Origin of the sequence: Pseudomonas grimontii, assembly GCF_007858185.1 — a bacterium.
Taxonomy (GTDB): domain Bacteria; phylum Pseudomonadota; class Gammaproteobacteria; order Pseudomonadales; family Pseudomonadaceae; genus Aquipseudomonas; species Aquipseudomonas grimontii.
Genome location: NZ_VFES01000012.1, coordinates 205,609 through 220,322, shown reverse-complemented (window position 1 = coordinate 220,322; position 14,714 = coordinate 205,609). Strand labels below are relative to the sequence as shown.

The 14,714-nt window shown below is 57.5% G+C and carries 13 protein-coding genes and 1 pseudogene; 11 read left to right on the top strand and 3 right to left on the bottom strand.

The window, feature by feature from the left end; all coding sequences use genetic code 11:
• Positions 1-112: 112 nt before the first annotated feature.
• The gene (locus tag FIV39_RS19770) at positions 113-316 is read right to left on the bottom strand and encodes a hypothetical protein (RefSeq protein ID WP_090407975.1); all 204 of its coding nucleotides are present in this window, start codon (positions 314-316) and stop codon (positions 113-115) included.
• 290 nt (positions 317-606) lie between these two features.
• Here FIV39_RS19770 and FIV39_RS19765 point away from each other — a divergent pair, with 290 nt between their 5' ends.
• The 9 genes from FIV39_RS19765 (at position 607) to FIV39_RS19720 (ending at position 12,266) form a co-directional block, all read left to right on the top strand.
• A complete protein-coding gene (locus FIV39_RS19765; protein WP_090407972.1) occupies positions 607-3,378 on the top strand; it encodes a coiled-coil domain-containing protein in 2,772 nt (923 codons plus the stop codon).
• Between the two features lie 8 nt (positions 3,379-3,386).
• A complete protein-coding gene (locus tag FIV39_RS19760; protein WP_090407969.1) occupies positions 3,387-4,037 on the top strand; it encodes a DUF2460 domain-containing protein in 651 nt (216 codons plus the stop codon).
• Positions 4,034-4,894 carry a DUF2163 domain-containing protein gene (locus FIV39_RS19755; RefSeq protein WP_090407966.1) on the top strand — a complete coding sequence of 287 codons (861 nt, stop codon included), beginning with the start codon at positions 4,034-4,036 and terminating at the stop codon, positions 4,892-4,894. Before FIV39_RS19760 ends, FIV39_RS19755 begins: the two co-directional genes overlap by 4 nt.
• A complete protein-coding gene (locus FIV39_RS19750; RefSeq protein WP_146371588.1) occupies positions 4,891-5,574 on the top strand; it encodes an NlpC/P60 family protein in 684 nt (227 codons plus the stop codon). The genes FIV39_RS19755 and FIV39_RS19750 overlap by 4 nt, the downstream gene beginning before the upstream one ends.
• A gap of 59 nt (positions 5,575-5,633) precedes the next feature.
• The gene (locus tag FIV39_RS19745; RefSeq protein ID WP_146371586.1) at positions 5,634-7,844 is read left to right on the top strand and encodes a phage tail protein; all 2,211 of its coding nucleotides are present in this window, start codon (positions 5,634-5,636) and stop codon (positions 7,842-7,844) included.
• Between the two features lie 12 nt (positions 7,845-7,856).
• Positions 7,857-9,974 (top strand): hypothetical protein, encoded by a 2,118-nt coding sequence (locus FIV39_RS19740; RefSeq protein WP_090407963.1) that lies wholly within the window; start codon positions 7,857-7,859, stop codon positions 9,972-9,974.
• Positions 9,971-10,732, top strand: coding sequence for a hypothetical protein (locus FIV39_RS19735; protein ID WP_090407960.1), 762 nt, complete (start codon positions 9,971-9,973; stop codon positions 10,730-10,732). Before FIV39_RS19740 ends, FIV39_RS19735 begins: the two co-directional genes overlap by 4 nt.
• A 503-nt stretch (positions 10,733-11,235) precedes the next feature.
• Complete coding sequence (locus FIV39_RS19725; protein WP_090407954.1) at positions 11,236-11,769, top strand: glycoside hydrolase family 19 protein; 534 nt, start codon at positions 11,236-11,238, stop codon at positions 11,767-11,769.
• On the top strand, positions 11,766-12,266 hold the full coding sequence (locus FIV39_RS19720) for a lysis system i-spanin subunit Rz (RefSeq protein ID WP_090407951.1): 501 nt from the start codon (positions 11,766-11,768) through the stop codon (positions 12,264-12,266). The genes FIV39_RS19725 and FIV39_RS19720 overlap by 4 nt, the downstream gene beginning before the upstream one ends.
• A gap of 79 nt (positions 12,267-12,345) precedes the next feature.
• On the opposite strand, the gene FIV39_RS19715 is transcribed toward FIV39_RS19720, so the two are convergent.
• Both FIV39_RS19715 and FIV39_RS19710 read right to left on the bottom strand, forming a co-directional pair.
• Positions 12,346-12,996: an acetyltransferase gene (locus tag FIV39_RS19715; protein ID WP_090407948.1), complete on the bottom strand. Its 651-nt coding sequence runs from the start codon at positions 12,994-12,996 to the stop codon at positions 12,346-12,348.
• A gap of 87 nt (positions 12,997-13,083) precedes the next feature.
• A complete protein-coding gene (locus tag FIV39_RS19710; RefSeq protein WP_090407945.1) occupies positions 13,084-13,356 on the bottom strand; it encodes a hypothetical protein in 273 nt (90 codons plus the stop codon).
• Positions 13,357-13,479: 123 nt separating this feature from the next.
• Between FIV39_RS19710 and FIV39_RS33530 the strand changes: the two are divergent.
• Together FIV39_RS33530 and FIV39_RS19700 are read left to right on the top strand one after the other, a co-directional pair.
• Positions 13,480-13,751: pseudogene (locus tag FIV39_RS33530) on the top strand (lysis protein); the annotation flags it as partial.
• Positions 13,752-13,900: 149 nt separating this feature from the next.
• On the top strand, positions 13,901-14,695 hold the full coding sequence (locus FIV39_RS19700) for a DNA adenine methylase (RefSeq protein ID WP_090407942.1): 795 nt from the start codon (positions 13,901-13,903) through the stop codon (positions 14,693-14,695).
• Positions 14,696-14,714 lie beyond the last annotated feature (19 nt).

Genomic DNA, 14,714 nt, shown 5'->3' with positions numbered 1-14,714 from the left:
CCCCCGCGCCCGATCTCGCAAACGCCATTGAAGGGCTAGCCGATGATCTGCGTGATGAGTTACCCGAACATCTACGCCACGCGCTAGACGCTTTTTCCACTAGGCAGAGTAGTTAACCTAGGATAGTAGTGGGCTTGATGAATTCGATAGAAGTTATGTGCTTAGCCAAAAACACGATCTTATAGTTTTGCTCAATCTCAACTAAAACGTCTTCGTTGATCACCGCTACTATTCTTCCGCGACAAGGCATGCCGGAGAACTCAAAATATGCTGGCAGATCTAAGTCATGCATACGTTTTAGCTTGGTTGTGAACATTTATCTCGCTCCAGTCTGAGTCTAGCGCTTGATACTCACGTTCTAGGTCGGTCTTGAATTGGTTGCGTGTTGCATAAAATTGCATTCGAGGCTCGTCTGACAATTTAACGAGAGCGCTGACTAATGCTAGCTATCGTTAGATTTTGTCGAAGTTCTGCTCGTTCTCATTTCGGGTTTAGTAATGAAAGCACTGCCGAGGTGAGCGCCAATAGGTAGAACTAACAGTTAGTACGCCACTGATAGTCTCGCTTTAGTGAGGCTTTTTTTTGCCTGCGCGTTGAGGCCTTACTATGGATCGTAATATTGCATATCAGTTCACTGCCGGCACCCAAGGTTTCGACCGTGCAGTCGAAAGCATTGAGCGCAACATGCGTGAGGCACGGACCACTTTTAGTCGCGAGCTAAGGGCGATCAACACCGAAATGGTGGGCAGCCAAACCCGGCTCGCTCGTTTTGGTCCGGCAGTGAATGAGGCTTTCTCCGGCGTCAGCACCATCATGCGTTCGGGCCTCTCGGGCGTTGCGGCGGGCATTGTGGGTGTGTTCGGTCTCGGCGCTTTCAAGCTTGGTCAGATCGTTAGTGATAGTAAGGACGCGGCGATCCAACAAGAGTCGGCTTATCGTGGCCTGGAAGCGGTGGCCAATCACGCCGGTGTCGGTATTGGCCGGGCTATGGATGAGGCCAACAAGCTCGCCTCCGACGGCTTGCTCAGCGTCGGTGACTCTGCCAAAGCCCTGCAAAACCTGCTCAGTCGTGGCTACAACGTCGACCAGGCAGTGGCGGTGATCAATCGCTTAAAAGACGCTGCAGCATTCAACCGGCAAGCCAATCTCAGCATGTCGGAAGCTGTGGTGTCGGCCACCGAGGGCTTGAAAAACGAAAACTCGGTGCTGGTGGACAATGCCGGCGTCACCAAAAACGTTGCCAAAATGTGGGACGAGTACGCCAAGAGCATCGGCACCAGTCGTGACAAGTTGTCCGACTCGCAAAAGATCACGGCCGAATACAACGGCATCATGAAAGAGACCGAGGCCCAGGTCGGTAATGCCGCCAAGGCGGCCGATGGGTTGACCGGTAGCCAGGCTGAGCTCGACTCCAAGAGTAACCAGCTGCAAGTCACGATCGGTACCATTCTTGAACCTGTTTTCATCAGCCTGAACAAGCGGCTTTCGGAGACCGCAAGTTGGTTCAACAATCTGTTGAAGGGCATGACAGGAGTAGGGCTTACCGTTGATGAAGTGACGGCGAATGTCGCGCGTTACGAAGCGATGTTAGGGACCGTCATTGCTGGCCCACGCGGTGGGGGTGGCAAGGCTCAACTGGAGGCCTCGCTGGTCGAGGAACGCCTGCTGCTGGAAAACATGCAGTTGGTGTCCAATAAGCTGGAAGAGGTGGACGCTGGCATGCGCTCCCGCTCCGCGCGCATCGAAGAGCAGCGCCGCAAAGTCGCGGAGATGGCCGCGACCGGCAATACGGCCCTGACCAAGGCTCCACAGCAGGGCAGAGTCAGTCCGACGGCTTACGGCGTTGAAGTCGCCCAATTAACCAAACTGGAACAGGCTTACGCGGCAGCCGTCGAGCATCGGAAAAAAGTGGTTGAGTCCACGACGCCTCCGAAAAAGACCGAAGACCTGATAACGCCTCCAGCTAAGACCCCGTCGCGTGTCAGCCAGTGGGCCGAAGCGTTGGATGCGCAGAAGGTCGCTCACGCCCAGCAGCAGGCTGAGCAGGGCACCTTCCTGCAGTTTTCTCAGCAGCAGGAAATGCAGTATTGGCAGGGCATTCTCAAGCGCACGGATTTAAGCGCCGCAGAGCGGTTGAGCGTTCAGCGTAATTACCTGGCGTCATTGAATGCCTTGCGCCGGCAGGACGAAGGCCAGGCCTTTGCCGACCTGCAAGCCCAAGCGCAGCAGTACCGCAACAACATGGACGCGCGCCTGCAGATTGCTCAGCAAACCTTGGAGCGTAGCCGGCAACTCTATGGCCAGGACAGCCAGGAATACCGCAAGGCCGCAGCAGAGGTGGTCGCTGTTGAGCGCGAAAAGCAGCAACAAATCACCAACATGAAACAGCAACAGCTGGCCGCTGACCAGCAGGCGCGACTCACCGATGTTGCGCATGCCGAGCAGATGGCTCAGTTGGATCTGCAGGCCAACCTGATCACCCAAGGCCAGCTGCTGCAGGCCCAGGCCGAGTTCGAAAAACAACGGTATGCGATCGAAGCCCAGGCATTGGCTGAGCGTAAAGCGCTGCTGGAGCAGGATCCTGACCGCAACCCCGTCGCTCTGCAGCAGGTCCAGCAGCAGATCCTGGCGCTGGAACAAACGCACCGCAACAGCATGGCGGTGATTGGCAGGCAGCAAACCTTTGAGTCACAAAGCAACTGGACGGGCATGGTCGACAGTCTGCGTACCAGTTGGTCGAGCGGGCTTACCGGGATCATTAGCGGCACCATGAGCACCCAGGGCCTGTTGCGCGGGATCTTCACCAGCATCGGCACCGCGTTCGTTGAGAACATGGTCACCAAGCCGTTGATGGCCTGGATGTTCGGTGAAACGGCTAAAACCGGCGCCACGGTAGTGGGTGTTGGCGTTCGAACGGCAGCAGAAGCAGGTGGTGCGGCCATGTCCGTAGCGATCTGGGGCGCAGCCACAATCAAAAACATCATTGCCAGCGCCTGGCAGGCCATGGCCGGTGCTTTTGCAGCCATGTCGGCCATTCCGATCATTGGACCGATCCTCGGCGCGGCAGCAGCAGTGGCGGCCGGCGCATTCGTATTTGGCCTGGTGAAAAACGTTGCTTCGGCCGAGGGTGGCTATGACATCCCTGCCGGTACCAACCCCATGACACAACTCCACGAGCAGGAAATGGTGCTGCCCAAGCAATACGCCAATGTCATCCGCCAGGCAGCCAGTGGGGAAGGGCAACTGGGTGGCGCTGGCAACAGCTATCACTACCACGACAGCAGTGGTCGCATGTCGCCCGCTGATATTCGGCGTGGTGCCCGGGTGCTGGCAGATGAGATGCAAAAAATGCGGCGCAACGGCGCCATTAAAACTTAGGGGGCGAGATGTCGTTAGGACCTTTTTGGCCGGCCCGCTGGATCGCCAGTTACCCCGACGTTGGCGTGGTGGCCGAAGGTGTTCTGCCGCGCCTGCCCGGGCAAACGCTGCTTTCAAAAAAAGCCCCGGAGTGGAGTACCGGTGTGCAGAAAACCGTCAGCGGGCGTCGTCGCACTACCGCTTATTACCCGGCACCGCTTTGGTCTTTCAAACTGAGTTACAACGTCTTGCGTAAGCGACCCGGGTTGGACGAGTGGTCGACACTGATTGAGTTCTTTAACCAGCGCAAAGGGCAATTCGGCGAGTTTCTTTTCTTTGATCGCAGCGATCACCTGGTAACGCTTCAGCGCTTCGGCACCGGCGATGGCACCACACAAACGTTCCAGCTTTCTCGGGAGATCGGTAACTGGGTGGAGCCGGTGTATGGCGTCGTTAACGTGGACGTCGTGACTGTGGGTGGTGTTCCCATTTCAGCCTTCAGCGTGGATGAGCTGGGGCGCATCACCTTTGCAGTCGCCCCTCCTGACAATGCATCGCTTGTTTGGAGCGGTGCGTTCTATTTTCGGTGTGCTTTTGAGGATGATTCGCTGGATGGGGCACAGCCCTATCGAACGATCTGGGAGCTCAAAAGCATCGCGTTCACGAGTATCAAACCATGATCGACGCCACACCTGAACTGAAAGCCTTTCTGGCCACGGCGCGCAGTTTCGTCATGGCGGATCTGTACACGATTGCCCTGGCCAGCGGTCAGGTGCTGCGTTACACCGACGCCGGTTTGCAAATCTACTACGCCGGACAGAACTATTCGGCAAGTGGGCCGCTGATCAAACGCACGGGTGTGCGTGCGGTTCGTGGGATTGAGGTCGACACCTTAAACGTGACCTTTACCGCCGGCATGGACGACACCGTGTTCGGCGAGCCTTTGCTGCCATTCATTGCCGGCGGTGGTTTTGATGGGGCCACCCTGAATCTCGTCCGCGCGTTCATGGTGGATTGGCGCTCACCGGTCGTGGGTACGGTCACACGGTTTATCGGGCGTGTCGCCGAGGTGGATCCTGCCGATCGTGAGCAGGCGACGGTGACAGTGAAATCGCCTATCGAGCTGCTGGATACCAAGGTGCCCCGGGGCGTCTACCAGCCTTCGTGCTTGCGCACGGTATACAGCGCTGATTGCGGGGTGAATCGGGCCCTGTTTGAAACTGTGGGTGTGGTCCAGGGCGGTAGTACGGCTCTACGTGTGAACTCCAATGTGCCCGCCACTCAGGGCTGGTTTGACCAGGGCGTGATTCGCTTCGTCAATGGCGCCAATGCAGGTGTGACAAGAACCGTACGCCGATTCACGGCAGATGGCGCTGTGACGATGATCCTGGGGCTGCCAGGCGTGCCAGTGGCGGGTGATCAGTTTCTGATTTACCCGGGGTGCCCACGGACGCTGGATGCCTGCACCAACAAGTTCGGCAACCGAGCGCGGTATCGCGGTATGCCGTTCATTCCCGTCGCGGAAACATCGGTATGAGCCCGTTCGAAGTGCTGCAACGTGATGCCGTGGTCGCCCAAGCCGAGCGTTGGTTGCGAACGCCGTACCAACACCGGCAGCACCTGCTCGGCGTTGGCGTCGATTGCGCCTGGTTGCTGATTGAGGTGTATCACGCCGCCGGGTTGATTCCCTGGATCGATCCCGGGGCGTATGCCCAGGACTGGCACCTGCATCGCAGTGAGGAGCGTTATCTGGGCTGGCTGGAGTTGTATGGTCGCCAGATCGATACGCCACAGCGTGGTGATGTCGCGGTCTGGAAATTCGGCCGTACCTTCAGCCACGGCGCGGTGGTGGTTGATGAGCACCGCATTATTCACGCCTATCGGGACATCGGCGTCGAGTTTGCAGATAGGCGCGAGGAGCGGCTCTCCAGCCACACCGTGCGTTATTACACACTTAACCGATATGGAGTCAGCGATGGGGGGGCAGCAGTAGTACCATTTCCAACAGTGCAACGCGCATCAACGCGCTGCAGATCCAGAGCAGTGCGAGTGGCAAGCCGATCGCCTGGATCGCCGGCCGCAATCGCATCAGCCCTAACCTCATTTATTACAGTGACTTCGAAGCGGTCGCCAAAACCACGACGAAAAAGTCGGGGGGTAAGGGCGGGGGCGGCGCTACTCAAAAAGACACGACCTATACCTATTATGCGGCGCTGATCCTTGCGGTCGGGCGTGGACCGCTGGGTACTATTCACCGTGTCTTCCGCGACAAGGAAGTGTTCACATCGCTGGCTCAAGTGGGTTTGAACTACGCCAATGGCACTCATGATCAGGCGGTGTGGGGGTTTCTTCAAACTCGCCACCCTGCCGAAGCGATTGCCTACGCTGACACGGCCTACGTGTTTTCCAGCAGGTACCTGCTCAACGACAACGCTGGCGTCCAGAATCATACCTTTGAGGTGGACGGGCGTTATCAGGTGCCCGGGTTGCCGGATGCCAACCCAGGCGACTTCCTGCCCGGGTTGTTGCTCGATCCGTTGGACGGCATTGGTTTTACCCCGGCGTGGGTCGCGGATATGTCGAACTACCGCAACTATTGCTTGGCGGAAAACTTGCTGTTGAGTCCTGTGCTCGATGAACAGGCGCCGGCGAATGAGGCCATCGCGCGCTGGTTGCAGCTGACAAACAGCGAGCTGGTGTGGTCTGCCGGTCAACTCAAGGTGATCCCCTACGGCGATCAGGCTGTTACGGGCAACGGTGTGACGTGGTTTCCGAACATCACGCCAGTGGCGGATCTGACCGATGACGATTTTCTTTCAGAGGACGGTGAGCCTCCGGTCTCGCTCAAGATCAAGAGCCAGGCCGACAGCTACAACGAAGTGTCGCTGGAGATCCTCGATCGCGATCACGAGTACAACACCGACGTGGTGCGCGCGCCTGATCAGGCGGCCATTGAGCAGTTCGGGTCCAAACCGATGGACACCATCAAAGCGTACGAGATCTGCAATATAGCCATCGGTGCTCATGCGGCTCAGTTATTGGTACAGCGCAAGCTGTATGTACGCAACGAATATGAATTCTCTCTCGGCTGGCAGCATGTGCTCCTCGAGCCTATGGACCTGGTCACGATCACTGAGCCAGGGTTGAACCTGCACCAGCGCCTGGTCCGACTTGTCTCGGTGGAGGAGGACGAACTGGGTAAGTTGGCGATCGTGGCCGAGGATGCGCTGTTGGGCGTCGGCAGCGCACCCAACTATCCCGTGCAGAGTAAGAGCGGCTATCAGGGCAATCAGAACGTCGCACCAGGCCCTGTCTTGGCGCCCATCATGTTCAACCCACCCGAAAGCTTGCTGCCCTCCGGCGTATTGCAGATCTGGGGAGGTGTTGCCGGCGTGGGTGAAGCCTGGGGCGGTTGCGAGATCTGGATCAGCGCCGATGGCGACAGCTATCGGTTAGCGGAGACGATTTACGGCAGGGCGCGTATGGGCCAACTGACCACAACGCTTGCAGCCGGAAGCGACCCTGATACGGTCAACACGTTATCGGTGCAACTGGCAGCGGCGACCGAACTGGCGGCCGCCACTACCGCTGAGGCGGACAGTGGCGCCACGCTGTGTTGGGTGGCCGGTGAATTGCTCAGTTACCGCGACGCGGTGCTGACAGGAGTCGGTGGCTATGATCTGGGCTATCTACGTCGAGGGCGTCTCAGCACTACGGTATCCAGCCACTCGGCGGGTTCACCCTTTGTGCGGCTGGATAATGCCGTCTGGAAGTACAGCTACACGTCAGACCAGGTCGGCAAGACTGTCTGGGTCAAGTTCCGCTCCTTTAACGTGTTCGGTCGGGCGCTTGAGGATCTGGCTGATGTCACGGCCTACAGCGTCACGTTATCGCCTGCCCGGGTAGCACCAGATGCTGCGCAGAGCCTTGCCCTGGTCGGCGCCTTCGAAGCGCCGTATTTCACGGTGAGCTGGGTGGCGGGTGTTCGTGCCGAGGATCGCTTGGTACGCGTTCGTCACGCCGGCAGCAATGCCCTCCTGCGAGAGGTGGCGACCACCAGCACGGCATTCACTTACCAACGCGATGATGCGCTGGTGGATGGCGCGCTGATCCGTAGCTATCGCGTAGAGGTTATCGAGCGCAATGCTGCAGGCCAGGCACAGCTGGTGTCGTTGTTGGTCACCAATACGGCACCGGTGCCCGTTACGGGAACCGCCGCCACGGTCACTGGCACAATCACTGCCGATGTCAGTTGCGCGGCCAGTGCAGCTGCAGACGCGGCGGGCTATGTGTTTGTGTACTCGACAGAAGAGGACTTTGACCCGACGACAGCAGGAACAGTCGGCTATCAAGGGGCGTCACGGACGGCGCAGATCACCGGACTGACAGCAGATACCACGTATTACCTCTGCGCTGCAGCGTACGACACCTGGAGCAGTGTGCGCAGCCAGCTCAACTTCGCTCCGGCGATCACCTTCAACACCTGACAGAGACTCATCATGCAACCTATTCAATTCTTTGCCGCAAGGGCTGAAGACGGCGTGCTATTGCCTGGAGCAACGGTGCGTGTGCTGGTGTCAGGGACTGAGACGTTGGCGCCGCTATTTTTCGACGTGGCCACGACAGTTGTCCAAGCCAACCCAGCGTACGCTGATGCCTCTGCTCGGGTATTTTTCTATACGAAGACCGAGCGAATTGATATTCAGATCAGCCACGGCGGGTATTTGGCTCCGCTGTTGCGCGAGATAAATACGGTGGATGCCTCCGACGTTGTGGACGCAGAAGTCGAGCGGCTTCGTTTGGAAATGACGGATGGGAAGATCTACCCCGACGAGGCGGCAGGCCGAGCCAGCCCTACGGTTCTCAACGGGATGATGTTTTGGGCTGCCAGTACCAATCCGCGCATTTTGCGAACGCTCTGGCAGAAGGTGGATAGCGCCACTTCGTTGCATGTCTCCGACGACATCAGCAAGCAGTTCGTCGACGACTTGTCCCAAAGAGCGGATCTCGCTGATGCCGTCGGGTTTTACCGGGATGGCGTGCCGACGTTTGCCTTTCCGATCGTGGACCCCTCGGGGAGGGTCGTCGGTTTTCTGGGAAATGGTGGCGTGTTTGCGACTCACCTTGAAGTGCCATCCACGGTCTCGGTCCCGTCCAGGGATGGACCGTTGGGGATTCCCATTATTCAGTCTCTGGTCGACCGCAAAAACGGCATTTCCTTCAATCCCGCAGATGGCCGCACTGATCTACTGTTATCCGCCGCTGCGCTTGAGTTCGTCGCCGAGAACCTACCCGGCGTTTCGGCCTACCTGCCACTGGCTACGCTTCGCGGTTCTTACACTGTATCTGCAGTAAGGAAAACAAACGGCTTCAATGTCGCCGTCGTACAGGATCGAAGCGGCCAGAGTTACGACGGCAAACAGCGGGCAGCCGGAAACTACGACACGATTGTCATTGATCGTAAGGCACCAATGCGCTTTCGCGGGGTGATCGGGCAGTCCAACACGTTGGGATCATCGAGCCCCGGCATTATCGAAGGTCAGGCGCTCTTCCCGCACAGCGTGCTGTCGTTCGATGGGCGGTTCTTCATGCAGGGTTCTAATGGCCTGGTGGACGGCGCCACTTTGACTGATTTGGTTCCACTTTATGACAGGGCGGCTGGGATTGGTCAGTGGCCGGCTACTCTGGCGGCGTTCGCGTCCGCTCAAGCTTGGGCTGATGCTGGTCTGGCTCAGGTTGGCCAAATCGTGGCCACCGCCGGCCAGGGTGACCAGCCGGTGGCCAGTTTCCTGCCGGGTACAGTGAACTGGAACAACTTGATGACCTTCGCCGATCGAGCCAAGGTCTGCGCCGCGCTATATGGGCGCACCGTTGAGTGCCGGTATTTGACCTACATCCAGGGAGAGGCGGCGGCTAACTGGGCGGCGGACTTCACCACTTTCGCGGACGCGGTTATCCCAGCGGTCAAAACCCAACTGGGGCAAACCAGCCTGCTGGAAATAGCTCTGTGGCAGACGGTCGGTGTGTCTCCGGACAATGGGGTAGGGCAGCTGCAGATCGATGCGTCTGATGCCCGTTCGGACGTGAAGATTTTTGGACCGATGTACATGCTTCCGGTCAGCGATATGCAGCACGTTAACCCGGTGGGCAAGATGATGATGGCCGAGATCCATGCCGAAGCAGAAGTGCAGACCGAGCTGGGCAAGGCTTGGAAACCGTTGCGGATGCGCAGTGCCGTGTGTTCCGGCACTACGGTGACCCTTACCGTAGATTTGCCCCCTGGCACCACAAGCGTTTCCAAAGATACAGACTGGCTGCCTCAAGTGACGCAGGACGGCTTCGTGTATCGCGACAGCGTTGGGGACACAGCTATCACGGGCGTTGCCTATTCCGGCAGCGCTATCACTTTGACCTTGGCAGCAGTGCCGACAGGCAGCAGCCCGGTGGTGCGCTATGGCATGGACTACGGCCTCGGGTCTGGGGCGGGCTACTACTCAATGGCTGGCAACGCCATGGCGCTGACAGAAAAGCCTTCGTTCTATCGGCGACTGGGCTTCTCTGTGCCGAAGACCATTCGCCATAACCTTTTGCGTCAACAGATTGGAGTGACTTTATGAGTACTGCAGGTATCCGGATTAACCAGCCGTTTCTCAATGACTCCCTGACGGTCGGTGGCTCTCTGGCCGAGGCCTTGGTGGGCGACAGCCATCTGATCAACTGGTACCAGGCGGACGCGCGAAGCCTGACCCTGGAAGGGGCTGAAATCGTATCGTTCAATGACAAAAAGCCGACAGGCTCCAAATACACGCGAAATTCTGGATCGAACTCTGCCACGTTGGTTAATGCATTGTTCGGAATCTACCCTGGTGCAAAATTCAACCCGGCAGAATCTGACAAGTCAGTCTTTTCAGGATCCACTCCCAACCTTGGCGTCCCTTTTTCGTGGGCGGGCGTGGCCACGCTCTCCGGGAACGCCGCGTCAGGCACCTTGTTTGGCACGTTCACGTCTTCGACAGTGAGGTCGATTCTTCGCGTTGGCGTAGGCACAACAGCCCTGCAGTTCCAGTACGGCACAACTCAGACGGCAGCACTCCCCGTAACCTTGGGTCAGCCATTTGCCTTCGCTGCCGGATTTGACGGAACCAACCTGTTCCTGAAAGTGAACGGGGCCGAAAGTATTGTTCCGGTTGCCGGTGCGCCGGGCAGTTCAACCATGGCGCTGGGCGGCCTCACCAGTGGCGGACAGTTCTGGGATGGGACTGTGTCCGACATCTTTGTTTGCGATCTCGCGCTGAGCGCCCCTGACTCGGCAAACCAGGCGCTGTTACGCAAGATCAGGAACTTCACTCAGACTGTCTATGGGGTTAGCGCATAGAGTTAGGCCGATCGCAGCCCGCTCCTACGGGGTTAACCTCGCGAGAAGAATGGTCGGCCTGCGGGGGACCTTCACGGTATCGTCGACTAACCCCGCTATCCCTCCACTTAGCGGCGGAAACGGAATTTATCCCAGCGATTTTTTAGACTGAAAGTTCCGGTGTCCCCTCGCACAACGTAGAGGACTGTCCTGTAAAGCGCTGTAAAGCGAGAAAATCCCAGACGCCTGATTTTGCTATAAACCCGCGCCCATCCTTTGCGCTTCGGTGTTTGGTTGAGCCCTGATTTCACAGGTAGATTCCATTGAGTGGGTGATTTTCGCCAGGATAGTAGCGATTTTCCTCGTATGAAGGCTGCCAATTAATAACGAGAGGGAACTTCTTATTACGACAAGCTTCCTGGCTCCATTCGTTTGAGTGCAGCACTGTATTTACCTAAGCCAACCGAGTTGGCTTTCATCTCTAATCCCCGCCTTTGTGCGGTTTTTTTCGTCTGGAGAAAAGCATGCCCATCACCGAGCAGCAGCTGCTGCAGATCCTCCCGAACGCCGGCCGCCAAGCCGGCGTTTTTGTTTCTGGGATTAACGTTGCCATGACCCGGTATGCGATCAATAAGCCGTTGCGGGTCTCGGCGTTCATCGCTCAGGTTGGGCATGAGTCCGGCCAGTTGCGTCACGCACGCGAGATCTGGGGCCCCACCGCTCAGCAGGCCGGGTATGAAGGTCGTGCCGATCTGGGCAATACCGTCAAGGGCGACGGCTTCAAGTACCGTGGCCGTGGTCTGATACAGATCACCGGCCGGGCGAACTATGCGGCGTGTGGTGAGGCGCTGGGCTTAGACCTAGTCAGTCACCCCGACTACCTTGAGTTGCTACAGCACGCCGCTATGTCGGCTGCCTGGTTTTGGTCGACGCGTGGACTGAATGCCCTGGCCGATCGCGGTGAGTTCGTGAAAATCACGCGCCGCATCAATGGTGGGCTCACCGGCCAGGACGACCGCCAGGCTTTGTATCACAAGGCGCTGGAGGTTCTGGCATGACGGCTGGGCAGATCGCCGTAATCATGCTGGCAATTTCCATTGGGTTTGGCGGGGCCTGGCAGGTTCAGGACTGGCGGATGGGCAAGCAGCTCGCAGAGCAGGCGGGCCAGTTCAAAGTGGACCTGAGCACTATCAGCAATGCCGCCGCAGCCCAGGCTCGCGCCGAGCAGGAAAAGCGTCTGGCCACCGAGCAGGCCCTGTCCGCCTCCGACCAACAACACACCAAGGAATTATCCGATGCCCAGCGCAACCATGCTCGCCTGCGTGACCAGCTTGCTACTGCTGATGTCCGGCTGTCAGTCCTCCTTGCCGAGGATCCAGCCAGTGGCTGCAACGTGCCAGCCACCACCGGCGCCGTCGGCTTGGTTCATGCAGCCCGTCGAGCCCAACTTGACCCAGCGCATGCTCAAAGAGTTATCGCCATCACCGACGACGGCGATCAAGGACTGATTGCGCTGCGGGCGTGCCAAGCGTACGTCAACACTATCACGCACTAGTCATCAACTATCCGTGCCTTCTACTGCTTGGCTATGTGCTCAAGCTCGCGCAGGCACATGACGTTCTCGAAAAATGATTTCAGCTGGATGCCATCACTTTTGCGGGATTGCCCACAACAGTGGTCCCAGCCGCAACGCTTTTGGTGACAACCGCCCCCATTCCAACCACGGCACCCTTGCCAATTATGATCGGCCGGTCCGGCGTGCCCTGTTTAATAATGGCGCCCGTACCTATGTAGGCGTGGTCCTCGATTACAACAGACCCGTTGCAGTGGACGCTCGGGGCGAACGTAACGAAATCACCGATGATGCAGTCGTGAGCCACATATGAGTAGATGTTTGCATGGAAGAACCGGCCGATTTTTGCATTGGCGGTGATCATTGTGAACGGGCATAGGATGGCCCCTTCGCCAATTTCGTTGAAGGCGAGATCAATTGAGTTATTTGCCGAAACTCTGAAAGGTGCCGCGCCGGCCGCAATCAATTTTTCAGCGATTAGCTCACGAGCATGGCTATTTGCTACAGCGATATTGAAGAACAGGTTGCCGTCTAGGCCAACAAAATCATCAGTGCTCAAAACGTCAAAGCCATTACACCGTACTTGTTTCGGATGGTCATCTACGAAAACTATTCGGTACTCATTTTCTGGCATATCAGCAAGGGCGCGAGCTACTAGCGGTATGACCTCTCGGCCGAATCCACCAGCACCAAAAATTGCATAAGTATCCACCCAGAGCACCCTCCTTGGTTCAAAGTAGTGGCAATGATAGAGCAAATTCTCCGCTGTTGATATTCGCTGTGGCACACCCTTAGCGGGTTAGGCCGCCCCGGTTAGCCGTTCTACGACCTGTTTGTTGGACTGATCGCTGACAAGCTTTAAGGTTTCATATTCTTTTTGATCAATTCTATTCGTCAGGTACATATCTTCCACCCATCGAATCACTCGGCCATATTTGTCATTCAGGTCTTCCCAGTTGCAAGCCTGCTCCAGCTCGCACGCGACCCTATTCCAGACTGCTCTTATATCCCCGGAAAGCAACTCGTCCAGATCTATCTGCGGGGGCAGCTGGCCAGCATTTTCTTTTTCCATCGAGTTCCACCTTTCCGGGCGCAGGGATGTCTGTTCAAAAAAACACTCTAGATGTGGTTCGCAATGCCGTCCAGAGGGTTGGATTTTTCCAGGCTCACCCTGGCGATATTGTCGAGTGCCTTTTTATCCGATGCCCAGCGCAACCATGCTCGCCTGCGCGACCACCTTGTTGCTGCTGATGTTCGGCTGTCAGTCATCCTGCCGAGGATCCAGCCAGTGGCTGCAACGTGTCTGCTACCACCGGCGGCGTCGGCGTGGATCATGCAGCCCGTCGAGCCCAACTTGACCCAGTGCATGCTCAACGAATTATCGGAATCACCGATGCCGGCGACCAAGGACTGATCGCCTTACGTGCCTGTCAGGCCTACGCAAAAGAGGTCTCTACACCGAAGTAAAAGGAGCGGCCGGGCAGGATGCGTCAACATCCAACCCGGCCACCTTCCCCGCAGAATGTCCCTGCAAGTCCAGCCAAGGCTCCTGCTTCGTGCACAAAGCGGAGCGAGCCTAGCACTGTTTATCCATACAGCAAAGGTCTTGCTTTTATATGTCGACACCCATCATCCCTTGGATGGGCGGCAAACGCCGCCTGGCCGACCGCCTTATCCCGCTCTTCCCACCCCACGAATGCTACGTCGAAGTCTTTGCCGGCGGCGCCGCGCTCTACTTCATGCGTCCCCAGGCCGCGCCAGTTGAAGTCCTCAATGACATCAACGGCGACCTGGTGACGCTGTACCGTGTCGTGCAGAACCATCTAGAAGAATTCGTGCGCCAGTTCAAATGGGCGCTCAGCTCCCGCCAGGTGTTCGAGTGGCAGAAAATGACCCGCCCTGAAACCCTCACCGACATCCAGCGCGCCGCTCGGTTCTTTTACCTGCAGCACCATGCCTTTGCTGGCAAGGTGACGGGGCAGACATTCGGCACCGCAACAACCGCCCCCACGATCAACCTGCTACGTATTGAGGAAAATCTATCGGCTGCCTGGCAACGCCTTTCCGGGACCTATGTTGAAAACCTGCCCTGGTTGGACTGTGCCGAACGTTATGACCGTGCCCACACCTTTCACTACATGGATCCGCCATATTGGCAGACAGCAGGTTATGGCATTGACTTCCCATTTGAGAACTACGAGCGGATGGCCGAGTTCATGCGGCGGTGCAAAGGTAAGGTGATGATCAGCATAAATGAGCATCAAGATATCCGCCGTGTGTTTGACGGCTTTCATTTCGAAATGGTGGAGACTCGTTACAGCACGACCAATCAGCGGCAGGGTAAGGCCGAAGTCAGCAGAGAGTTGATAATCATGAATTGGGAACCGGCCGCTTTAGGAGCGCTATTTTAGATTTTTCGAGCCATTACCT

Coding starts and splice junctions, on each gene's coding strand:
- FIV39_RS19720 (WP_090407951.1), top strand. CDS start 11,766: ATGACGGCTGGGCAGATCGCCGTAATCATGCTGGCAATTTCCATTGGG.
- FIV39_RS19710 (WP_090407945.1), bottom strand. CDS start 13,356: ATGGAAAAAGAAAATGCTGGCCAGCTGCCCCCGCAGATAGATCTGGAC.
- FIV39_RS19750 (WP_146371588.1), top strand. CDS start 4,891: ATGAGCCCGTTCGAAGTGCTGCAACGTGATGCCGTGGTCGCCCAAGCC.
- FIV39_RS19740 (WP_090407963.1), top strand. CDS start 7,857: ATGCAACCTATTCAATTCTTTGCCGCAAGGGCTGAAGACGGCGTGCTA.
- FIV39_RS19700 (WP_090407942.1), top strand. CDS start 13,901: ATGTCGACACCCATCATCCCTTGGATGGGCGGCAAACGCCGCCTGGCC.
- FIV39_RS19765 (WP_090407972.1), top strand. CDS start 607: ATGGATCGTAATATTGCATATCAGTTCACTGCCGGCACCCAAGGTTTC.
- FIV39_RS19760 (WP_090407969.1), top strand. CDS start 3,387: ATGTCGTTAGGACCTTTTTGGCCGGCCCGCTGGATCGCCAGTTACCCC.
- FIV39_RS19725 (WP_090407954.1), top strand. CDS start 11,236: ATGCCCATCACCGAGCAGCAGCTGCTGCAGATCCTCCCGAACGCCGGC.
- FIV39_RS19770 (WP_090407975.1), bottom strand. CDS start 316: ATGTTCACAACCAAGCTAAAACGTATGCATGACTTAGATCTGCCAGCA.
- FIV39_RS19735 (WP_090407960.1), top strand. CDS start 9,971: ATGAGTACTGCAGGTATCCGGATTAACCAGCCGTTTCTCAATGACTCC.
- FIV39_RS19755 (WP_090407966.1), top strand. CDS start 4,034: ATGATCGACGCCACACCTGAACTGAAAGCCTTTCTGGCCACGGCGCGC.